This is a genomic window from Stenotrophomonas sp. AS012628 (assembly GCF_010608305.1).
Taxonomy (GTDB): Bacteria; Pseudomonadota; Gammaproteobacteria; order Xanthomonadales; family Xanthomonadaceae; genus Stenotrophomonas; species Stenotrophomonas geniculata.
In genome coordinates this window covers 63,270-83,677 of the sequence record NZ_VMBJ01000014.1, presented here as the reverse complement: position 1 = coordinate 83,677, position 20,408 = coordinate 63,270, and the positions used below count along the sequence as shown (strand labels likewise).

Sequence of the window (20,408 nt, the reverse complement as noted above, 5' to 3'; positions counted from 1 at the left end):
TCTGCGGCGCCTGCCACCAGGCCAGCGCGCCCAGCCAGATCCAGCGCACGAACGGCTTGATGTGGACCCGGACCGCCCATGCATTGTTGCCCAGCGGCTCGCCCAATGCCACGTAGACGTCGCCGTCGAAGCGTGCATCGATGCCGGCCTCGGTCATCACCTGACCACCACTGGCGTACTGGCGCTTCTCCGGATGCAGCAGGGCCAGTTCGCGGCCGTTGCGGAACACCCGCAGGTGACCGCGGTCGGCGATGAAATTGGGACCTTCGCGATGGTCCACGCCCTTGAAGCGCACTTCGTGGCGGCCGACCACCAGTTGCTGGCCAGGTGCCAGCGCCACTTCGCGCTGCACGTTCAGGGCTTCCACCAGCAACGCACCGGCCAGGAACACGGCGATGCCGGCGTGGGCGACGATCATGCCGAGCATCTCGGCGGTGAAGCGACCATTGCCACGCAGGCGCTGCCAGACGAAGCGTGCGGTACCGAATCCGACCCAGGCCGCGGCGGCGACACCGAGACCGGCCTTCCAGCCGTTCTGCGGCGCCTGCCACCAGGCCAGCGCGCCCAGCAGCACCGCCAGCCCCAGCCAGGGCGCCAGCAGGGCGAATGCACGCGAAGGTTGGTCGCGCTGCCACTTCACCAGCGGGCCGAACGGCAGCAGCAGGATCATCGGCGCCATCAGCAGCAGGAACAGGCTGCCGAAGTAGGGCGGGCCGACCGAGATCTTGCCCAGCGACAGTGCATCTGCCAGCAGCGGGTACAGCGTGCCGAGCAGGACCATCGCGCAGGCCGTGGCCAGCAGCAGGTTGTTGGCCAGCAGCAGGGTCTCGCGCGAGGTGGCGGTAAAGCCACGGCGTGGGTCGTCGGCGTCTACGCTGAGCTGGCTGGCGCGCAGCGCGTACAGCAGCAGGCTGCCGCCGATCAGCACCGACAGGAATACCAGGATGAACAGGCCGCGCGACGGATCGGCGGCAAACGAATGCACGCTGGTCAGCACGCCGGAGCGCACCAGGAACGTGCCCAGCAGCGACAGCGCAAAGGCGGCGATCGCCAGCAGCAGGGTCCAGCTGCCGAACGTGCCGCGCTTTTCAGTGACGGCCTGCGAATGGATCAATGCCGCACCGACCAGCCAGGGCATGAAGCTGGCATTCTCCACCGGGTCCCAGAACCACCAGCCGCCCCAGCCCAGCTCGTAGTAGGCCCACCAGCTGCCCAGTGCGATGCCCAGGGTCAGGAAGCCCCAGGCGACGTTGGTCCACGGCCGCGTCCAGCGCAGCCAGCGCGCATCGATGCGCCCCTCCAGCAGGGCCGCCACCGCGAATGCGAACGGAACGGCAAAGCCCACGTATCCGATGTACAGCATCGGCGGATGGATGATCAGCCCCGGGTCCTGCAGCAGCGGGTTGAGGTCGCGGCCTTCCAGCGGCGCCGGGTTCAGGCGCAGGAACGGATTGGAGGTGAAGATCAGGAAGGCGAGGAAGCCGACGCTGACCACGCCCATCACCGCCAGCACGCGCGCCTGTACCGGTGCAGGCAGGTGCCGCGAGAACAGCGCCACCGCGCCGGTCCACAGTGCCAGCACCAGCGCCCACATCAGCAGCGAGCCCTCGTGCGCACCCCAGACCGCGGAGTAGCGGTAGATCATCGGCAGCAACGAATTGGAGTTCTCGGCCACGTAGCGCACCGAGAAGTCCTGCTGCACGAACGCGGCGGTGAGCACCGCGAAGGCGCCGGCGAGCAGCAGCAGCTGTGCGAAGGCGGCCGGCCGTGCCACCGCCATCCATGCCGTGTTGCTGCGATGCGCGCCGACCAGCGGCAGGCCGGCCTGCAGCAGCGAGGCCAGCAACGCGCACAACAACAGGATCTGACCCAGTTCGGGCAGCACTCAGCGCACCTCGGGTGCCGTCACCGGCACGTCGTGCTTGCGATGGGCGTCGCCCATCTTGTCGGCCACTTCCTTCGGCACGTACTTCTCATCGTGCTTGGCCAGCACTTCGTCGGCGACGAAGACACCCTCCTGCAGGCGGCCACTGGCGACCACTGCGGTGCCTTCGGCGAACATGTCCGGCAGGATCCGCGACGTGGTCACCGCCAGCTGGGCATCGCCGTCGGTCACTTCGAAACGCGCTTCCAGCGAACCGACCGGGCGGTTGAAGGAGCCCTTCACCACCATGCCGCCCAGGCGGAACCGCGACTGTGCGTCGACATCCCCGCGCAGCACTTCCGAGGGCGTGTAGAGGTAGGCGATGTTGCGTTCCAGCGCCATCGCCACCAGTGCGGTGGCCAGCCCGGAGGCGAGCAGGGCCAGCAGTACCCAGGCCAGGCGGCGGCGTTGTACTGGCGTCATCGTTCCAGCTCCGTCGACAGCGGCGCCGCAGCATCCTGTTTGACGGCACGGGTCTGCTGCCGCTGCTGGCGTGCCAGCGCCAACCGGCGTGCCATGCGCAGGCGCAGCCACGAACCGATGGCATCGGCGCCGAGCACCAGCACGAACACGGCGTAGGCGCCGATCACATAGGGCAGGTGGGTCATGGCTGGGCCTCCCCGGCCGCGCGTGCGGCATCGACCCGGCCACCGACCCAGGCCTTGCCGGCCTCGCGGTCGAGGTTGTCGGCGCGGGCCTTGGCCAGCACCGAACCGGCGAACCAGAACTTGGTGCCGATGACCATCCACCACAGTGGCGCGATCATCGCGCTGCTGATTGCCGATTCACCGAACACGTTGATCGACTGGCGCTGATGCAGGCCGCCCCACCAGTCCACCGAATAGCGGATCACCGGCAGCAGGCTGACACCGACGATGGCCAGCAGGCCGGCCGCGCGCGCGGCGCTGCGGCGGTCCTCGATGGCGTGGTACAGGCCGATCACGCCCAGGTACAGGAACAGCAGCACCAGTTCACTGGTCATGCGCGGGTCCCAGTCCCACCAGGTACCCCAGGTACCCTTGCCCCAGATGCTGCCGGTCAGCAGGGTGATCAGGGTGAAGCCGGCGCCCATCGGCGCACAGGCCATGGCCAGGATCTCGCAGACCTTGATCCGCCAAATCAGGGCGATGGCGGCATACAGCGCCATCAGCGCGAACACGAACAGGCTCATCCAGGCACTGGGCACGTGGATGTAGAGGATGCGGAAGCTGTCCAGCTGCTTGGCTTCCGGCGGCATCACCAGCAGCGCCTGCCACATGCCGACCAGCAGCACCGGCACCGCCGCGAGGTAGAACACCCGCGACCAGCGGGCAGCGAATCGGTCGAACGTGGGGGGCGAACCGAGTTGGTGGAACCAGCGGACAATCGGATTCATGCGTGGCGGCTATCCAGCAGGGGTGGATTGGCTCTCAGCTCGGTCAACTCAGAGAAATACGTATTGCAGCGGCGGTGGCCAACGGCGCCAGCACCAGCGCGACCAGCAGGCCGGCGCCCAGCATCAGCAGCGCACCGACCGGATCCTGTCCGCGTCCGGCTGCCGCCAGACTGCCTGCGCCGAACACCAGCACCGGCACGTACAGCGGCAGCGACAGCAACGCCACGAGAATACCAGAGCGTCGGATGCCTACGGTCAGCGCGGCGACCACGCCACCAATCAGGCTCAGCAACGGCGTTCCCAGCAGCAACGATGCCAGCAACATCGGCAGCTGGTCATGCGGCAGATGCAGCATTTCGGCCAGCAGCGGACTGACCACGATCAACGGCAGGGCGGTGGTGGCCCAGTGCAGCAGCACGCGCACCAGCACCAGCCAGGCCAGCGGCACCGGCGCCAGCAGCCATTGTTCCAGCGAGCCGTCTTCGGCATCGGAGCGGAACAGTGAATCCAGCGACAGCTGCCCGGCCAGCAGCACCGCAAGCCACAGCACTGCGCCTGCGGTGGCGGCCAGCAGTTGCGGCTCGCGACCCTGCGCCAGCGCGAACAGCACCACCACCAGCACCGCGAACAGCAGCGGCTGCAGCGCATCGCCGCGGCGGCGCCAGAGCAGGCGCAGGTCGCGCTTGAGCAGGGCGCCCGCGGTCTGCCACAGGCCCGGTTCGGTGCCTGGCGCGATCATGCGGCACCGCCGAGGTCGAGCTGGCGGGTACGCACCGGCGGTGCGGCATAGGCGCCATGGGTGGTGACCAGTGCCGCGCCACCGGCGCGCAGGTGTGCGGAAATCATCCGGTTGACCAGGGTGATGCCCTCCAGGTCGAGGTTGGCATAGGGTTCGTCGAGCAGCCACAGCGGCGCCGGTGACAGCCAGATGCGTGCCAGTGCCAGCCGCCGCTTCTGCCCGGCGGACAGATGCCGAACAAGGGTGTCCTCATAACCGGCCAGGCCGACGATGGCCAGCGCGTTGCCGGGCATCTGCCGCGCACGGCGGCCGTGCAGGCCACACAGGAAGTGCAGGTTCTCCAGCGTGTCCAGATCGGGCTTCAATGCGGGCAGGTGGCTGAGGTAGGCGACATAGCGCGCGCGCTCGGCATTGCCGGCCGGTCGGCCATCGATCTGCACCTGCCCGGCACCGGGCCGGGCCAGGCCGGCCAGCACGCGCAACAGGGTGGTCTTGCCGGCGCCGTTGCCGCCCTGCACCAGCAGGGCTTCGCCGGCGTCCACATGGAAGTCCAGCGGGCCGAACACCGGCTCGTCATTGCGGGAGAAGCTCAGGCCGCTGGCGGCCAGCAATGCAGGGGTGTTCAAGGGGCAGGGGTCTTCATGCCGGAGTGCGGCGGCAATTGTAGCGGTGAATGCTGTCCCGGTAGCGCCGGGCGATGCCCGGCGGCCGCAAGGCATATGCAAAGAGCCGCCGGGCATGGCCCGGCGCTACCGGCTGAACCCACAGTCGCAGCGTGGATTTCGTACACTTCTGGGCCTCGTTCCCCCAGATTCCAGGCCGATGCAACCCAACACCAAGCTGCCCAAGGTCGGTACCACGATCTTCACCGTGATGTCCCAGCTCGCCGCCGAACACGGCGCGGTCAACCTGGGCCAGGGTTTCCCGGACTTTTCCGCGCCGCAGCGCCTGATCGATGAGACGGCCAAGGCGATGGCCGCCGGGCTGAACCAGTACCCGCCGATGACCGGCGTGGCGCCGCTGCGCCAGGCCATCGCGCAGAAGGCGCTGGACTGCTACGGCGCGCAGGTCGATGCGGACAGCGAGATCACCGTCACCAGTGGCGGTACCGAGGCCATCTTCAACGCCATCCACGCCGTGGTGCGTGCCGGCGAGGAAGTGATCGTGCTCGACCCGGCGTATGACTGCTATGAGCCGGCGATCGACCTGGCCGGCGCCAAGGCCGTGCATGTGTCGCTGGATCCGCAGACCTTTGCCGTCGACTGGGACCGCGTGCGTGCGGCGATCACCCCGCGCACCCGCATGCTGATCGTCAACACCCCGCACAACCCGTCCGGCGCGATGCTGTCGGCGCAGGACATGCAGGCGCTGGCCGAGCTGCTGCGCGGCACGCAGATCTACCTGATCTCCGATGAGGTGTATGAGCACATCATCTATGACGGCCGTCGCCATGAATCGGCGCTGCGCTACCCGGAGCTGCGCGAGCGCGCGTTCGTCATCTCCAGCTTCGGCAAGACTTACCACTGCACCGGCTGGAAGATCGGATACGCAATCGCGCCGCCGGCGCTGACCGCCGAGTTCCGCAAGGTGCACCAGTACAACACTTTCACCAGCTTCGGCCCGGCACAGTACGGCTTCGCTGCGATGATCCGCGATGAGCCCGAACACCACCTCGAGCTGGGCGCGTTCTACCAGGCCAAGCGCGACCGTTTCCGCGAGCAGCTGGCCAGCACCCGCCTGAAGGCGCTGCCGGTCCCCGGCGGCTACTTCCAGCTGGTCGATTACTCGGCCATCAGCGACCTGCCGGACCACGAGTTCGTGAAGTGGCTGACCATCGAGAAGGGCGTGACCGCCATCCCGCTGTCGCCGTTCTACGAGAATCCGCCGGCCGGCCAGCGACTGGTGCGCCTGTGCTTCGCCAAGAATGAAGCGACCATGGACGCGGCGATCGAACGCCTGCGCCTTCTTTGAGCGGAGCAGTGACCATGCAGGACCTGCGCATTTCCCTCGTCCAGGGCGACACCCGCTGGCATGATCCGGCGGGCAACCGTGAGTACTACGGCGCACTGCTGGCACCGCTGGCCGGCACCACCGACTTGGTGATCCTGCCGGAGACCTTCACCAGTGGCTTCTCCAACGACGCCATCGCCCAGGCCGAAGGCATGGACGGCCCGACCGTGGCCTGGGTGCGCGAGCAGGCCAGGGCCTTGAACGCGGCGGTGATCGGCAGCGTGCAGTTGCGTGATGGCGAAGGCGTCTACAACCGCCTGCTGTTCGCCACGCCCGATGGCAACCTGGAGTACTACGACAAGCGCCACCTGTTCCGTTACGGCGGCGAGCACGAGCGCTATGCTGCCGGTCGCGACCGCCTGAGCGTGGAATGGAAGGGCTGGCGGATCAATCCGCAGGTCTGCTACGACCTGCGTTTCCCGGTGTTCTGCCGCAACCGCTACAACGTGGAGCGTCCGCAGCAGCTGGATTTCGACCTGCAGATCTTCGTTGCCAACTGGCCGTCGGCACGCGCCTATGCGTGGAAGACACTGCTGCGTGCACGTGCGATCGAGAACCTGTGCTTCGTTGCTGCGGTGAACCGTGTCGGCGTCGATGGCAACCAGCTGCATTACACCGGCGACAGCGCGGTGCTGGATTTCCTCGGCCAACCGCAGGTGGAGATCCGTGAACGCGAACAGGTGGTCACCACCACCGTCTCGGCCGAGGCGCTGGCAGCACACCGCGCGCGCTTCCCGGCCATGCTTGATGCCGATGCCTTCCATCTGGACGAGCAGGCCTGAGCGACGGCCTGAACGCCGCCGCACCAGCGCGCGCGCCTGCATTCAACGTGCACGTGCGCGCTGTTAGATTCGCCGCCAGTCCGACCGAACTGGAAGTCCCGCCATGAACAAGCCCTTCGCCCTGCTGCTGGCGCTGTCCGCCGCAGCGTTGGCCCCCGCCGCGCACGCTGCCGGCAACCTCGATTGCGAGCTGCGCTACAACCTGTCCGGCTGGTCGTTGATCTACAAGACCGCATCCGGTAATGGCACGGTCACCTGCAGCAACGGCGCCAGCCTGCCGGTGCGCATCCAGATGAAGGGGGGCGGCCTGACCGTCGGCAAGTCGAAGATCACCAACGGGCGTGGCAGCTTCACCGGCGCGGTCAGCGTCAACGAGCTGCTGGGCACTTACGCCTCGGTCGGCGCGCATGCCGGTGCGGTGAAGTCCAGCAACGCGCAGGTGATGACCAAGGGCGACATCTCGCTGGCCCTGTCCGGTACCGGCAAGGGCTGGGACCTGGGCGTGGACGGCACCGCGTTCACCCTCAGTCGGCGCTGAGGCGCGACGGCGCGGCAGTTCCCCAGTTGATGCGGATGTAGTGCTGTTCGGAATCGCTCAACAACCGTTCAACACCGAAACCATTCTTCAGCAGCTGTGCGACCACGTCTTCGACGAGCTGCTCGCTGGCCATCACCTGGCTGAAGCCGAACACGACGTAGCGGCGGCCATTTTCCGAGCCGATCTGGATGGCGTTGTCGAGATCGCGGTAGAACAGTTCGATCGGGCGCTTGGCGGCATCGACGTTGGCGCGGGCCTGTTCGGCGGTGATGGTGATCATGAGCATCTGCCTTTTGTGGGAGAGCGCGCACGATAGCCAGGGAATCAAAGCCGTTCCCGGAAGGCGCGCACAGTGCGCTGCTTTTGCAGCAATTCCTAGGCTGCAGCGGGACGCTGCCGCTGCAGCCACAAGGCCAGCAGGCCGCACACGATGAGGGTCGGTGCCAGAAGCTGCACTGCACCGACCAGCGCCATTGCCGCACCGATCAGCAGGTAGTAGAGCAGGCCGAACAGCGCGCCTGCGCTGCCGAGACAGTGTGGATAGCCGCGCAAGGCCTGGCCGAGCACATTGGGAATGGCAAGGCCGAAGCCCGTCACCACCGGCACCATCGCCGCGACCAGGGCAGGGTGATCATGCAGCAGCGCGGCCAGCAGGCCTCCCGTCAGAACCAGTCCTGCGGCGATGCGGATGCGCGTGGTTGTGGCAACGCCTGCACGCAGCAGGCGGCCATTGCCCCACGCGCCCAGTGCCGAGCCCAGTGCCAGCACCGCGCCGCTGGCGCCGAACCAGGTGGCTGGCCAGTGCAGGCGCGCAAACACGAAGGGGCCGAGCACATACCAGCTGTACATCGCCACGTTGAAGGCCATCACCAGCAACGCGTGTGACCAGATCCAGCGATCGCGCAGCAGTTCCCGCAGCAGCGGCAGCATGGGCGTGTGCGGGATATGTGCAGGACGGCTTTCGCGCAGGCCAGCCAGGCATGCGACTGCCAGCAAGGCAGCAACCAGCAGCAGGCCGGACTGTACGCCGGCATAGCCATGGGCGGCGACCAGCAGCGTGCCCAGTGCAAGGCCGATGGCCGGGCTCAGGGCCAGGGCCATGCCGATCCAGGAGAATGCCTGCGCCAACGCTGGACCCTGCAGATGGTCGCGCAGCACGGTCTGGGTCACCACCGAAGCGGCGGCGGCGCCGACTGCGGCCAACGCCTGGGCCAGCAGCACCTGGCCGAAGCTGCCAGCCATCAGCCCGCCCAGTGCAGCTGCTCCGAAGACGCCGAGGCCACAGAGAAGGGCGGGGCGACGACCGATACGATCGGCCAGGCGCCCCCACAGCAGCACGCCTGCAGCGAAGCCGAACAGGTACAGGCTCATGGCCTGGCTGGCGGCACTCGGCGGCAGGGCGAAGCGTTCGGCCAGATCCGCCAGGGCCGGGCTGTACAGGGTCTGTGCCAGCTGCGGAAACATCAGCAGTGCAATGGCGAGCAACAACAGGCGGCGCGACATGCGGGCGCTCCAGGAACAGGGCCGCGCATTGTGGTCGCGCCCGCAATGGCGCACCCTGTCTGTCCTGTCATCAAATGTATAAAATAGGACATGGCCTGGTTGCAGCCGGACGCGCACTTCGATGCCGATGCCTGGAGCGCTCCGGTGCTGGGGATCGCGGCCTCACTGGCGGATCACGACTCGGGTTGGCACCAGCATGCACGCGCGCAGCTGCTGTACACCCGGCAGGGCTGTACGCGCCTGACCTACGGTGACCGCGTCAGCCTGTTGCCGCCCGCGCGCGCGGCGTGGATTCCGGGTGGGCTGCGCCATCGTGCGCAGATGCGCCAGGCAGTCGACTACCGTTCGTTGTACTTCGACGCCACCCTGTCGGCCCAGCTGCCCCGGCAGCCGGCGATCATCGGCGTCGGTCCGCTGCTGCAGGCCTTGCTGGAGCCGATCGCGCAGGCGCCGTTCGACCATGACTGGCAGTCGCCGCGCGCGCACCATCAACTGGCGTTGTGCGTGCTGGAAATCGCCGCTGCACCGGTGGCGCCGATGGACCTGCCTTTACCGCGTGATCCGCGGATCGCACGTTGCCTGCCGCTGGCCGAGCAGCTGCCGCCCGAACTGGGGGAGCTGGCCGCGCGCACGGGCCTGAGCGCGCGTACCGTCGGCCGGTTGATGCAGCGTGATACCGGCATGAGCTACCAGGCCTGGCGCCAGCAATGGCGACTGATGCGGGCCATGGAGTTGCTGCTGCTGGGTCATCGCGTCGCGCATGTGGCGCAGGACACCGGCTTCTCCGCCGAGAGCCCGTTCATCGCCTTCTTCCGCAGCATGACCGGCACCACGCCCGCCGCGTTCCAGCGCCACGCAAAAGGGAACGGAAGGGATTAAGTCGCTTTCGCCTCTTCGACACAGGCCGTGGCAAAAACGACTTAATCCCTTCCGTCCCCTTTTCAACGAAAAACCCCGGCCTGCGCCGGGGTTTTTCATTTCAGGCGTGCCGGTGATCAGCCGCCGCGCGGGCCGCTGCGGCGCGGGCCGCCCGGACCGCGGTTGCCGCCGGGGCCACCCGGGCCACGGTTGCTACCCGGACCACCCGGGCCGCGATTACCGCCCGGACCGCGGTTGCCGCCGCCCGGACCGCGGCCGCCCGGACGGGCGCCCTGTGCCGGCTTCGGGCTGCCATACGGGTTGAAGCCCGGCGTGGCGTGGTCGGACGGGAAGCTCGGGGCATTGCCCGGATGGCCGTACGGGTGCTTGTTGCCCTGGCCCTGCGAGCGGTTGCCCGCACCGGCCGGACGACCCTGGCCGCCTGCGCCGCCACGGCCTTCACCGCCGAAACCGCCACGGCCCTGGCCGCCACCGGCGCCTGCGCCCGGACCCTTCGGCTTGCCATACGGACGGCCCTGGCCGCCTGCACCCGGACCACGGGCACCGGGGCCACGTGCGCCCGGGCCGGCATTGCGATGGCCGCTCGGGCCGGTGCTCACGCCATCCGGCACGTACCAGGTGCGGAACGCGGCCGGGTTGCCTTCCGGCAGCGAACGGTCGTTCTTCTGGGCGCGCTGCTTGAACGGCTTCTGCGACTGCTTGGCTGCCGCTTCACCGCTGACCGTCAGGCCACCCTTGAAGCCGCCGCCCTTGCCGCCGCGACCACGGCCGCGGTCTTCGCGGACGTTATCGAAACGACGCAGCTCGCGGCCCTCGTCGGCGGTGTTGTGGCCGTTGACGTAGGCGTTGCCGCGGCCACCTTCGCGCACGCGCACGGTGGTCTTGGCGGCGCGGCGCTGGCCGATCACCGGCTGCAGCGTCAGTGCCGACGGCGCGCCTTCTTCCAGCTTCAGCTGCGCGCGCAGGGCTTCAACCTGCGTGGTGCCCAGTTCCACCGAATGGCCGCGGGCCAGTTCGCGCGGCAGGCTCACCTTGCCGTAGCGGGTGCGCTTCAGGCGGCTGACCTGGCAGCCCTGCGATTCCCACAGGCGGCGCACTTCGCGGTTGCGGCCTTCCTTCACCACGACGCGGAACCAGTCGTGCGAGTCGGTGCCGCCGATGCGTTCGATCTCGTCGAACTTGGCCGGGCCGTCTTCCAGTGCCACGCCACGGGTGAGGCGGTCGACGATGGCGTCGGAGACCTTTTCCTCGCCTTCCGGCGCACGCACGCGGACCACGTATTCGCGCTCGACCTCGAACGACGGGTGCATCATGGCGTTGGCCAGTTCACCGTCGGTGGTGGCCAGCAGCAGGCCGGTGGTGTTGATGTCCAAGCGGCCGATCGCGATCCAGCGCGCGCCCTTCAGCGGTGGCAGCGATTCGAATACGGTGGGGCGGCCTTCCGGATCATCGCGGGTGGTCACTTCGCCTTCCGGCTTGTTGTAGACCAGCACGCGCGACGGCTCGGCCAGGGCGGTGGCGACGAAGCCACGGCCATCCAGCTCGATCTTGTCGCCACTCTTGACCGACATGCCGGTCTGCGCGACTTCACCGTTGACCTTGACCAGGCCTTCGGCGATGCGCTGTTCCAGCGCGCGGCGCGAGCCGAGGCCGGCCTGGGCCAGCACCTTGTGCAGGCGCTCTTCCAGCTTGAACTGTTCGGAGGTGGCTTCGCGCTTCAGCGAGAGCTTGTTACGGGGGGTGTCACTCATCAGTTTTGCTCCGGCCGACGGTTTCGAGGTCGGCCTCTGGTTCGGAATCGGCTTGGTCAACAGCCACGGTCGTCATCGCGACGGCGTTGTCTTCGCGTTCGTTCACTGGCACCGCGCGCTCGCCCGGCGCGGAATCGGGGTGCCCATCATCGAGGGGCGAAGGTGCTTGCTCATCCATAGCCGCCGCAGGAGCTGCGTCGGCGGAATCGGGGGTGTCACTGCCGGCCAGGCCGGCATCATCGTTCGCGGCAGCGCCTTCGTCGCCGGCCGAGATGTCAGGACCGTCGGCGCTTGCTGCTGCTGGCGCATCGCGGTCCAGGGACAGCTGGGGTTCCAGCTCGCCCAGGTCCTTCAGTTCCGACAGAGGTGGCAGCTCATCCAATCGCTTCAGGCCGAAATAATCCAGAAAGCCCTTGGTGGTGCCGAACAGCGCAGGCTTGCCGGGCACATCGCGGTGGCCGACCACGCGGATCCACTCGCGTTCTTCCAGCGCCTGGATGATGTTGCTGCTGACCGCCACGCCGCGTACCTGCTCGATCTCGCCGCGGGTGATCGGTTGCCGGTAGGCGATCAGCGCCAGGGTTTCCAGGGTGGCGCGGGTGTAACGGGTCTTGCGTTCGGTCCACAGCCGGCTGATCCAGCCATGCACTTCGCCGGTCACCTGGTAGCGGAAGCCGGAGGCGACCTCGACCAGTTCCACGCCGCGGCCTTCGCAGGCTTCGCGCAGGCGTTCCAGCGCGCGTTCGATGCTGCCCGGCGGTGCCGGTTCCTCTTCCGGGAACAGGTCCTTCAGCTGGGCCAGGGTGAGCGGCTGACTGGAGGCCAGCAAGGCACCCTCGACAATGCGGTTGATCAGCAGTTGATCCATCGGCAGTCAGCGCTCACTCGTCTGCATTGGCGGCGTCGTTGTCGTCGAACTCGCTGCTGAACTGCAGCGGGGCATTGGTGTTGCCGGCGGCCAGCGATTTCACGTAGATCGGCGCCAGCGGTTCTTCCTGGACGATGTCCAGCAGCTGTTCCTTGGCCAGTTCCAGCACCGCCAGGAACGTGACCAGCACGCCCAGCTTGCCTTCTTCGGCCGTGAACAGCCCTTCAAAACGATAGAACTTGCCATCTTCCAGGCGTCCCAGCACTTCGCCCATGCGTTGCCGCACGCTCAGTGCCTCACGCTTGATGGCGTGACCGCTGAACAGCTCGGCGCGCTTGAGCACGTCGTGCAGGGCCAGCAGCATCTCCTTCAGGTCCACCGGCGGCGGCAGCTTCACCGTAGCGCGTTCGGGCATGAAGGCATGCGCCACCGTCGTGTCGCGATCCTGGCGGGGCAGGGCGTCGATGTCCTCGGCGGCCTGCTTGAAGCGTTCGTACTCCTGCAGCCGGCGCACCAGCTCGGCGCGCGGGTCGGCCTCATCGCCTTCCTCGCTGACCGGGCGTGGCAGCAGCATGCGCGACTTCACTTCGGCCAGGATCGCCGCCATCACCAGGTACTCGGCGGCCAGCTCGAAGCGCAGCTCGCGCATCACGGTGATGTATTCCACGTACTGCCGGGTGATCTCGGCAACGGGAATGTCCAGGACATCCAGGTTCTGGCGGCGGATCAGGTACAGCAGCAGGTCCAGCGGGCCTTCGAAGGCATCCAGGATGACTTCCAGCGCGTCCGGCGGAATGTACAGGTCCTGCGGAATCTGCAGGACCGGTTGCCCATGCACCACGGCCAGCGGCATTTCCTGCTGCTGTGGGGCGGGCGGCCGGGTTGGCGGGTTCGCGTCGAGCGCGAGTTCGGAAGTCATCTAATGGACATCAGGATTGCAACGGACCAGTCGCGGCACCGGGTTCGCCGGGCCAACGCCACGGAGCCCCAGGGCACCAGACACGCCGGGATCGGCGCGATTCCACACATATCAAACAGCAGGACGCGCCGCAGGAAACGGCGGCGACGGAACTACGGGGAGGTCGTCTACGTGGCCCGGCCAGGTGGACCGGTTTGAAGCAGCGGGACGGTCGTCGGGGGCTGCGTTGGCCGCAAAAACCGACGGGCTGCTGCATCCAGCCACGTGCAATGGAGTCTAGGGTAAGCCTTTGTCGCGCCAGTGTCCAGCCGGGCCGGGGCAGGGGCCGCATTGGCTAGAATCTGCGGACCCGACAACGCAAGCGAGGAAATGCCGGTGTGGTATGTGATCGAAGGGTATGACGGCCAGGATGTGCTGGCGCAGCGGCTGCAGGCGCGGCCGGAACACCTGGCGCGGTTGCACGCGCTGCGCGACGAGGGACGCCTGCTGCTGGCCGGCCCGTGCCCGGCGGTGGACAGTGAAGACCCGGGCCCGGCCGGTTTCAGCGGCTCGGTGGTGATCGCGCAGTTCGAGTCGCTGCTGCAGGCCCAGGCCTGGGCCGACGCCGACCCGTACGTGGCCGCCGGCGTCTACACCCGCGTGCAGGTGCGACCGTTTCGCAAGGTGTTGCCGTGAGCGCGGAACGGATCTCGCGAATGCGTGATGCGCTGCAGCATGCCCTGGCGCCGAGCGTGCTCGAGATCGAAGACGACAGCCATCGCCACGCAGGCCATGCCGGTGCGCGCGATGGCCGCGGCCATTTCAACGTGCATGTGGTGAGTGAACGCTTTGCCGGACTGGGCCCGCTGGCCCGGCATCGCGCGGTGTACGCCGCGCTGGGGGCGATGATGGAGACCGACATCCACGCGTTGTCCATCCGCGCGCAGACCCCGTCAGAACAGGGCTGAGCCTTTGTCCCACGCTGTCCTGGCGGGTCCCCGCGGGGGCTCGCTGCAGACAGATTTCCATGTCCATTTCGGGACATTCGCCTAACGGACTGTTTACAAGCCCAGATGGAAACGCTTACATTCCGCGCCAATGCTGGTAGGTCCAAGCCGTGGAGGGCGGCTTCGTGAACAAGGCAGCTATCACAATCAAAGACGTCGCACGCGAAGCCCGGGTCTCCGTGGCCACGGTTTCCCGCGCGCTCAACGGGCATGAAAATGTCGCCGAACCGGTCCGCCAGCTTGTGCTGGAGGTCGCCGCACGGCTGCGTTACACCCCGCACGCCGCCGCCCGCAGCCTGAGCAGCCGCCGCACCAATACGGTGGGCGTGGTGTTGCCGGACCTGTACGGCGAATTCTTCTCCGAGCTGATGCGTGGCATCGACAATGTCGCCCGTAGCCGCCGCCAGCACCTGCTGGTGTCCAGCTACCACGGTGACCAGGAGCAGCAGGGTGCGGCCCTGCGCGCCATGCGCGGCCGCGTCGACGGCCTGCTGGTGCTCTCGCCCTATGCCGAGAGCCCGGGCTTCCTGACCGACAACCTGCCGCAGTCGTTGCCGACGGTGTTGATCAACACCTATCTTCCCGGGCAGGACCACCCGGTGCTGAGCATCGACGACCACGCCGGTGCGATGGCGATGACCCGTCATCTGCTTGACGCTGGCCACCGTCGCATCGCTTTCATTTCTGGCCCGGATCTCAACTTCGACGCGCGCGAGCGCCTGCGCGGCTTCCGTGACGCGCTGGCGGCTTTTGGCGGTGGCGCCGAAGGCATCGAGCTGCCCGGTGATTTCGACGAAGCTTCCGGCCATCGCGCCGGTCAGGAGTTGCTGGCAGCCGGAGCGCTGCCTGATGCCGTGTTCGCCGCCAACGACATGATGGCGCTGGGCTGCCTGTATGCGTTCACGCAGGCAGGGGTCCGTGTCCCGGCCGATGTGGCCCTGGCGGGTTTCGATGATATTCCACTGGCGCGTTTCGTCCACCCGTCGCTGACCACCATGCAGGTCAGCATCGCCGAGCTCGGCGACCGGGCCATGACGCGCCTGCTGCAGTTGATGGACGGCACCTCCACGGACGGGACAGGGGACAAGCAGACCCTGGTTCCCCGCTTGATAGTTCGCGATTCCACCACTCCGCCATCGGGCCGTTGAAGCCAGAGGCGTTCCTTCTTTTTTGATTGATCGCAGGGACCGCGCGAGCGGTTACCGCCACCCGGAGATTGAGTTGATGATGCACACCACCTTCCGCACGCCGGCACGCCGGCTGCTGAGCACCGCACTGGTCAGCTGCCTGATGCTGGCCGCCGCTCCGAACGTCATGGCGCAGTCGGCCAATGCCAGCCTGCGCGGCCAGGTATCCGGCGCCCAGGCCGGCGCCGAAGTGACCGCCACCAACGTCGCCACCGGCACCGTCCGTCGCGGCACCGTCCGCGCCGACGGCAGCTACTCGCTGATGGGCCTGGACCCAGGCACCTACGACGTGGTCGCCAACGGCCAGTCGCAGAAGGTCACCGTCACCGTGGCCTCGACCGCGACGCTGAACTTTGCCGGCGCTGCCAGCAGCACCCCGGGTTCGACCGCGGCCACCAACCTGGACACCGTCAACGTCGTCGCGCCGACCCTGCTGCAGGAAGTGCGCACGTCCGAAGTCGGCAAGACCGTCAGCCTGCAGCAGATCCAGACCACCCCGCAGGTCTCGCGCAACTTCCTGGAGTTCGCCGACGCGGTGCCGGGCATGATCTTCACCCGCGATGCCAAGGGCAACACCTCGCTGCGCGGCGGTGCCACCAACTCCGACGGCACCAACGTCTACATCGACGGTGTGGGCCAGAAGAGCTACGTCAAGGGCGGCGGCGTGGCCGGTCAGTCCGGCAGTGCCGGTAACCCGTTCCCGCAGCTGGCCATCGGCGAGTACAAGGTCATCACCGGCAACTACAAGGCCGAGTACGGCCAGGTGTCCAGTGCAGCGGTCACGGCCGCGACCAAGTCGGGTACCAACGAGTTCAAGGGTGAAACCTTCTACCGTTATACCAACGACAGCATGCGCGCGATGACCCCGGCCGAGCGTCAGCCGGGCAAGGGCAAGGAGGATTCGGCCGAGAAGGAATACGGCTTCGCCCTGGGCGGCCCGATCGTCAAGGACAAGGCCCACTTCTTCGTGACCTATGAAGCAAAGCGCTTCGATCTGCCGGTGACCATCGCACCGCATGGTGCGGTGACCAACAAGGCCAACCGCGTCCCGGCTGATGCCCAGGCCGGCCTGGGCCCGGCCAGCCAGCCGTTCCAGCAGGACCTGATCTTCGCCAAGGTCGACTTCGAGCCGACCGACAACGATCGCCTGGAACTGACCTTCCAGGACCGTGATGAAACCCAGCAGCAGTTCTCGGACCAGACCGCGCCGATGCACGGCAAGGAAACCAAGAACACTGACCGTCGTTACGCGCTGCGCTGGAACCACAGCGGTGAGCGTTACTACAACGAGCTGATGGTTACCCACGAGGACTCGTTCAACAATCCCAAGCCGCTGAGCATGGGCAACGGTTTCAACTACACCGCGCCGGACGGCAAGAGCGAGGAGCGCGCCATCGTCTCGATCGGTGGTTCCTCGGCAATGTCGTCGCAGGTGAAGGGCCAGAAGGGCTGGTCGATCGAAGACAACCTGACCCTGGATGGCATCGAGTGGGCGGGCGACCACACCATCAAGATGGGTGCCAAGTACAAGCAGATCGACCTGTACGCCTCCGATGCGGCGCAGATCAATCCGCAGTTCTACTACACCATCGACAACCCGACCTTCCCGGACAGCATCCCGTACAAGGCACAGTTCGTGAAGCCGGTCACCGGCGTGTCCGGCGTGTCTGGCGAAGTGCGCTCGAAGGTGAAGCAGATCGGTCTGTTCATCCAGGATGACTGGCAGGTCAACGACCATCTGCAGCTGAACCTCGGCCTGCGCTGGGACTACGAGAAGAACCCGTCCTATCTGGACTTCGTGACCCCGCCGGAAGTGGTCAATGCGCTGTTCGCGCAGGATCCGCGTGCCGCCGCTGGCCAGAGCTACGCCGACACGCTGGCGCTGAGCGGCCTGAACATCAACGATTACATCAGCAACGGCCACAACCGCAAGGCATTCAAGAATGCCTGGCAGCCGCGTCTGGGTTTCTCGTATGACATCAATGCCGACGAGCAGCACGTGATCCACGGCGGTGCCGGTCGTTCCTACGACCGCGACCTGTTCGACTACCTGCAGCTGGAAACCACCAAGCTGGCCCTGCCGCAGCCGACGATCTACTTCCGCAATCCGGCAACCGGTCAGTGCTTCCAGGGCAACGCCGCGTGCTATGACTGGAACCCGAATCTGCTCAACGGTATCGGCAACCTCCAGAGCCTGGTCGGTTCGACCAGCAATGCCGGCCTGGAAGTCGACCTGCTGAACAACAATCTGAAGGTCCCCTACGCTGACCAGTTCAGCCTGGGCATGAGCAATCAGATCGGCGACTGGCTGACCGACGCCACCATCTCGCGCACGCTCACCTATGACGGCTTCGCCTTCACCCTGGGTAATCGCTACCCGACCGGCAACTTCTTCGACGATCCGCGTCTGTGCGGTGGCACCGAAGCCGGTCTGGGCCAGGCGTGGAGCTGCAACGTGCCGGGCTTCGGCAGCCTGATCATCGGCCAGCAGGGCATCAAGACCCGTGCTACCCAGATCCTGTTGTCGGCGCAGAAGCCGTTCACCCAAGAAAGCGGCTGGGGCACCTCCATCGCCTATACCTGGACCACCGCCCGCCACAACCGTGACATCAACGAGCACTACGCGTTCGACCGTGGCGTGATCGGTGATTATCCGACCATCCGCTCCAACGGCGCGCCGCGTCACCGCCTGGTGGTGACCGGTTCGTATGCGGGCTTCTGGGGCATCACCTTCGGTGGCAAGATCACCCTGGCCACCCCGACCGCGATCAACGACTGGTACGGCGTGCCGCAGGCCAATGGCTTCGACCTGCCGACCCCGATGGCGGCGGTTCCGGGTGGCAACGGCAAGTTCCTGCTGGGTGGCAAGATCTTCGGTTATCGCTCGGTCGACCTGCAGGCGACGAAGACGTTCAAGATGCCGGGCGATACCGAGCTGTATGCGCGTATCGACATCATCAACGTGTTCAACTTCGACAATTTCTCGAACTACAACTACTACAAGAATGGCAAGTTGACCGCGAGCTACAACGAGACCGGCGACATCGTCGGTACGCCGCGCCAGATCAAGGCCGAAGTGGGCTTCCGCTTCTAAGCCCGGATGTAGATGCACGACCCGATGCCGCCGTTCCGCCGGCGGCATCGGCTGCTTGAAAACGGCAATGGCCGGCCCCGCGCCGGTCCATTGCCCATGCCGCTGCCGGCCAGGGGGCAGCGGCATGGGCAATGATCGCGGTGTCAAACCACGTTTTTCGTGGTTTTTTCAGAACGCATCTTGTAAACGATTTCAGATCATTGGACGGTATGCTTTCCCATCGATCAGACCACCGGAGAAATCGCGCCATGCAGGCACGCCATCTGTTGTCCGCCGCAGCGTTGAGCCTGGCCGTGGCCGCCTGCCAGCCGGCCCAGCAGGAACCTGCCAAGCCGCGGCCGCCGGTGATCCTGATCGAGGCCGACGCACCGCCGCGGCCGATGAAGCCGGTGCTGCCGCCGTTGTTCGATGACATCGAGCGTCGTACCTTCCAGTTCTTCTGGGATACCACCAACGAGATCAATGGCCTGACCCCGGATCGCTATCCGTCGCGGCCGTTCGCCAGCATCGCCTCGGTCGGCTTCGCACTGACCGCGTACCCGATCGGCATCGAGAACGGCTGGGTCAGCCGCAACCAGGCGATCGACCGCACCCTGACCACGCTGAAGTTCTTCCGCGACGTGCCGATGGGCCCGCAGCGCACCGGCAAGGCCGGCTACAAGGGCTTCTACTACCACTTCCTGGACATGCAGGAAGGGCGTCGCTACGACAGCTGGGTTGAGCTGTCCTCGGTGGATACCGCGCTGCTGATGATGGGCGTGCTGTTCGCGCAGTCGTACTACGACGGCGACGATCCGCGTGAGAAGGAGATCCGCCAGATCGCCGACACGTTGTACAAGAAGGTCGACTGGCCGTGGCTGCAGCAGCGTGCACCGCTGATCTCGATGGGCTGGTTCCCCGAGAGCGGCTTCATCGACCACGACTGGATGGGCTACAACGAGGCGATGATGGTCTACATCCTTGCCCTGGGCTCGCCGACGCACCCGGTCAGCCCGGATGCGTGGACGGTGTGGACGCGTACCTATGACAACGACTGGGGCGTCTACCAGGGCCAGGAATACCTGTCCTTCGGCCCGCTGTTCGGCCACCAGTACAGCCACGTCTGGATCGACTTCCGCGATATCCAGGATGCGTACATGCGCGAGCGCGGCAGCACCTACTTCCTCAACAGCCGCTCGGCCGCACTGGCCCAGCGCGAGTACGCCATCGCCAACCCGATGCAGTGGAAGGAGTATGGCGAGAATGTGTGGGGCCTGACCGCCAGTGATGGACCACAGAACACCACCCAGGACTATCGCGGCGAGCAGCGCCAGTTCCGCCATTACTCCTCGCGCGGCGCCGGCCTGCGCGAGAACTTCGATGACGGCACCATCGCTCCCACCGCTGCGATCGCGTCGGTGGTGTTCGCGCCGGAGCAGGTGATTCCGGCCACGCTGGAGATGCACAAGCGCTTTGGCGATTACATCTACTCCAGCTACGGCTTCCTGGATTCATTCAACCCCAGCTTCAACTACGACATCCCGATCAAGACCGGCCGCCTGGTGCCGGATCGCGGCTGGGTCGCCAGCGATTACATCGCCATCGATCAGGGCCCGATCCTGACCATGATCGCCAACTACCGCGATGACTTCGTCTGGGAAGTCATGAAGAAGAACCCGTACATCCGCAAGGGCCTGGAACGGGCCGGGTTCAGTGGTGGCTGGCTGGCACCGGAAGGTTCGTTCCAGCCGCTGGAACTGCAGAAAGACGAAAAGGCCGCGGCGGCACGCGCGGTGGGTATCGCCGAATCACGCGCGGCTGCCGCGCAGGAACAGAAGAACAATGCCAACCGCACCACAGGCCAGGGCAAGTAA

General features: G+C 66.6%; 20 protein-coding genes. 9 read left to right on the top strand and 11 right to left on the bottom strand.

Annotated elements, in window-relative coordinates; all coding sequences use genetic code 11:
• The 6 genes from G5A07_RS09045 to ccmA all read right to left on the bottom strand — a co-directional run.
• On the bottom strand, positions 1-1,885 hold a 1,885-nt coding region (locus G5A07_RS09045), incomplete at its 3' end, for a heme lyase CcmF/NrfE family subunit (protein ID WP_191863184.1).
• Positions 1,886-2,347, bottom strand: coding sequence for a cytochrome c maturation protein CcmE (ccmE, locus tag G5A07_RS09040; protein ID WP_019336396.1), 462 nt, complete (start codon positions 2,345-2,347; stop codon positions 1,886-1,888).
• The gene (locus tag G5A07_RS09035) at positions 2,344-2,532 is read right to left on the bottom strand and encodes a heme exporter protein CcmD (protein ID WP_019336397.1); all 189 of its coding nucleotides are present in this window, start codon (positions 2,530-2,532) and stop codon (positions 2,344-2,346) included. The genes ccmE and G5A07_RS09035 overlap by 4 nt, the downstream gene beginning before the upstream one ends.
• Positions 2,529-3,299 (bottom strand): heme ABC transporter permease CcmC, encoded by a 771-nt coding sequence (ccmC, locus tag G5A07_RS09030; protein WP_191863183.1) that lies wholly within the window; start codon positions 3,297-3,299, stop codon positions 2,529-2,531. Before ccmC ends, G5A07_RS09035 begins: the two co-directional genes overlap by 4 nt.
• A gap of 43 nt (positions 3,300-3,342) precedes the next feature.
• The gene (gene ccmB, locus G5A07_RS09025; RefSeq protein WP_006456616.1) at positions 3,343-4,038 is read right to left on the bottom strand and encodes a heme exporter protein CcmB; all 696 of its coding nucleotides are present in this window, start codon (positions 4,036-4,038) and stop codon (positions 3,343-3,345) included.
• Positions 4,035-4,664 (bottom strand): heme ABC exporter ATP-binding protein CcmA, encoded by a 630-nt coding sequence (ccmA, locus tag G5A07_RS09020; RefSeq protein ID WP_019336398.1) that lies wholly within the window; start codon positions 4,662-4,664, stop codon positions 4,035-4,037. Before ccmA ends, ccmB begins: the two co-directional genes overlap by 4 nt.
• 196 nt (positions 4,665-4,860) lie before the next feature.
• Between ccmA and G5A07_RS09015 the strand changes: the two genes are divergently transcribed.
• From G5A07_RS09015 to G5A07_RS09005, 3 genes are all read left to right on the top strand, one after another.
• Positions 4,861-6,009: a pyridoxal phosphate-dependent aminotransferase gene (locus G5A07_RS09015; RefSeq protein ID WP_043401496.1), complete on the top strand. Its 1,149-nt coding sequence runs from the start codon at positions 4,861-4,863 to the stop codon at positions 6,007-6,009.
• A 14-nt stretch (positions 6,010-6,023) separates the two neighbouring features.
• Entirely contained in the window at positions 6,024-6,830 is an 807-nt protein-coding gene (locus tag G5A07_RS09010; protein ID WP_100446243.1) for an amidohydrolase, read from the top strand.
• 103 nt (positions 6,831-6,933) lie between these two features.
• A complete protein-coding gene (locus G5A07_RS09005; RefSeq protein WP_010486698.1) occupies positions 6,934-7,368 on the top strand; it encodes a hypothetical protein in 435 nt (144 codons plus the stop codon).
• Here the strand turns inward: G5A07_RS09005 and G5A07_RS09000 are convergent.
• Both G5A07_RS09000 and G5A07_RS08995 read right to left on the bottom strand, forming a co-directional pair.
• Positions 7,355-7,648 (bottom strand): hypothetical protein, encoded by a 294-nt coding sequence (locus G5A07_RS09000; RefSeq protein ID WP_125438027.1) that lies wholly within the window; start codon positions 7,646-7,648, stop codon positions 7,355-7,357. The genes G5A07_RS09005 and G5A07_RS09000 overlap by 14 nt on opposite strands.
• A 95-nt stretch (positions 7,649-7,743) precedes the next feature.
• On the bottom strand, positions 7,744-8,871 hold the full coding sequence (locus G5A07_RS08995; protein ID WP_049453063.1) for an MFS transporter: 1,128 nt from the start codon (positions 8,869-8,871) through the stop codon (positions 7,744-7,746).
• Positions 8,872-8,961: 90 nt separating this feature from the next.
• Between G5A07_RS08995 and G5A07_RS08990 the strand changes: the two genes are divergently transcribed.
• Positions 8,962-9,750: a helix-turn-helix transcriptional regulator gene (locus G5A07_RS08990; RefSeq protein ID WP_049453065.1), complete on the top strand. Its 789-nt coding sequence runs from the start codon at positions 8,962-8,964 to the stop codon at positions 9,748-9,750.
• A gap of 116 nt (positions 9,751-9,866) precedes the next feature.
• Here G5A07_RS08990 and G5A07_RS08985 read toward each other — a convergent pair whose 3' ends face one another.
• From G5A07_RS08985 to G5A07_RS08975, 3 genes are read right to left on the bottom strand one after another with little or no spacing between them, the layout of a single operon-like run.
• The gene (locus G5A07_RS08985; RefSeq protein ID WP_071306023.1) at positions 9,867-11,501 is read right to left on the bottom strand and encodes a pseudouridine synthase; all 1,635 of its coding nucleotides are present in this window, start codon (positions 11,499-11,501) and stop codon (positions 9,867-9,869) included.
• A complete protein-coding gene (scpB, locus tag G5A07_RS08980) occupies positions 11,494-12,369 on the bottom strand; it encodes an SMC-Scp complex subunit ScpB (RefSeq protein WP_049453069.1) in 876 nt (291 codons plus the stop codon). The genes G5A07_RS08985 and scpB overlap by 8 nt, the downstream gene beginning before the upstream one ends.
• 13 nt (positions 12,370-12,382) lie before the next feature.
• Positions 12,383-13,288 (bottom strand): ScpA family protein, encoded by a 906-nt coding sequence (locus G5A07_RS08975; RefSeq protein WP_010486714.1) that lies wholly within the window; start codon positions 13,286-13,288, stop codon positions 12,383-12,385.
• Between the two features lie 375 nt (positions 13,289-13,663).
• Between G5A07_RS08975 and G5A07_RS08970 the strand changes: the two genes are divergently transcribed.
• The 5 genes from G5A07_RS08970 (at position 13,664) to G5A07_RS08950 (ending at position 20,408) form a co-directional block, all read left to right on the top strand.
• On the top strand, positions 13,664-13,963 hold the full coding sequence (locus tag G5A07_RS08970) for a YciI family protein (protein WP_032129789.1): 300 nt from the start codon (positions 13,664-13,666) through the stop codon (positions 13,961-13,963).
• A 20-nt stretch (positions 13,964-13,983) separates the two neighbouring features.
• The gene (locus tag G5A07_RS08965; protein WP_010486717.1) at positions 13,984-14,235 is read left to right on the top strand and encodes a BolA family protein; all 252 of its coding nucleotides are present in this window, start codon (positions 13,984-13,986) and stop codon (positions 14,233-14,235) included.
• A 149-nt stretch (positions 14,236-14,384) separates the two neighbouring features.
• The gene (locus tag G5A07_RS08960; RefSeq protein ID WP_019336632.1) at positions 14,385-15,422 is read left to right on the top strand and encodes a LacI family DNA-binding transcriptional regulator; all 1,038 of its coding nucleotides are present in this window, start codon (positions 14,385-14,387) and stop codon (positions 15,420-15,422) included.
• A 76-nt stretch (positions 15,423-15,498) separates the two neighbouring features.
• Positions 15,499-18,555, top strand: a complete 3,057-nt coding sequence (locus G5A07_RS08955) for a TonB-dependent receptor (RefSeq protein ID WP_049408975.1) — start codon at positions 15,499-15,501, stop codon at positions 18,553-18,555.
• A gap of 248 nt (positions 18,556-18,803) precedes the next feature.
• The gene (locus G5A07_RS08950; RefSeq protein ID WP_010486724.1) at positions 18,804-20,408 is read left to right on the top strand and encodes a glucoamylase family protein; all 1,605 of its coding nucleotides are present in this window, start codon (positions 18,804-18,806) and stop codon (positions 20,406-20,408) included.

What these genes read in the sequence shown, in the direction of transcription:
- G5A07_RS08955 (WP_049408975.1), top strand. Translation starts at nt 15,499, where the DNA reads ATGATGCACACCACCTTCCGCACGCCGGCACGCCGGCTGCTGAGCACC.
- ccmB (WP_006456616.1), bottom strand. Translation starts at nt 4,038, where the DNA reads ATGATCGCGCCAGGCACCGAACCGGGCCTGTGGCAGACCGCGGGCGCC.
- G5A07_RS09010 (WP_100446243.1), top strand. Translation starts at nt 6,024, where the DNA reads ATGCAGGACCTGCGCATTTCCCTCGTCCAGGGCGACACCCGCTGGCAT.
- G5A07_RS08995 (WP_049453063.1), bottom strand. Translation starts at nt 8,871, where the DNA reads ATGTCGCGCCGCCTGTTGTTGCTCGCCATTGCACTGCTGATGTTTCCG.
- G5A07_RS08975 (WP_010486714.1), bottom strand. Translation starts at nt 13,288, where the DNA reads ATGACTTCCGAACTCGCGCTCGACGCGAACCCGCCAACCCGGCCGCCC.
- ccmE (WP_019336396.1), bottom strand. Translation starts at nt 2,347, where the DNA reads ATGACGCCAGTACAACGCCGCCGCCTGGCCTGGGTACTGCTGGCCCTG.
- scpB (WP_049453069.1), bottom strand. Translation starts at nt 12,369, where the DNA reads ATGGATCAACTGCTGATCAACCGCATTGTCGAGGGTGCCTTGCTGGCC.
- G5A07_RS08990 (WP_049453065.1), top strand. Translation starts at nt 8,962, where the DNA reads ATGGCCTGGTTGCAGCCGGACGCGCACTTCGATGCCGATGCCTGGAGC.
- G5A07_RS08950 (WP_010486724.1), top strand. Translation starts at nt 18,804, where the DNA reads ATGCAGGCACGCCATCTGTTGTCCGCCGCAGCGTTGAGCCTGGCCGTG.
- G5A07_RS08985 (WP_071306023.1), bottom strand. Translation starts at nt 11,501, where the DNA reads ATGAGTGACACCCCCCGTAACAAGCTCTCGCTGAAGCGCGAAGCCACC.
- G5A07_RS09000 (WP_125438027.1), bottom strand. Translation starts at nt 7,648, where the DNA reads ATGATCACCATCACCGCCGAACAGGCCCGCGCCAACGTCGATGCCGCC.
- G5A07_RS09005 (WP_010486698.1), top strand. Translation starts at nt 6,934, where the DNA reads ATGAACAAGCCCTTCGCCCTGCTGCTGGCGCTGTCCGCCGCAGCGTTG.
- G5A07_RS09035 (WP_019336397.1), bottom strand. Translation starts at nt 2,532, where the DNA reads ATGACCCACCTGCCCTATGTGATCGGCGCCTACGCCGTGTTCGTGCTG.
- G5A07_RS08965 (WP_010486717.1), top strand. Translation starts at nt 13,984, where the DNA reads ATGCGTGATGCGCTGCAGCATGCCCTGGCGCCGAGCGTGCTCGAGATC.
- G5A07_RS09015 (WP_043401496.1), top strand. Translation starts at nt 4,861, where the DNA reads ATGCAACCCAACACCAAGCTGCCCAAGGTCGGTACCACGATCTTCACC.
- ccmC (WP_191863183.1), bottom strand. Translation starts at nt 3,299, where the DNA reads ATGAATCCGATTGTCCGCTGGTTCCACCAACTCGGTTCGCCCCCCACG.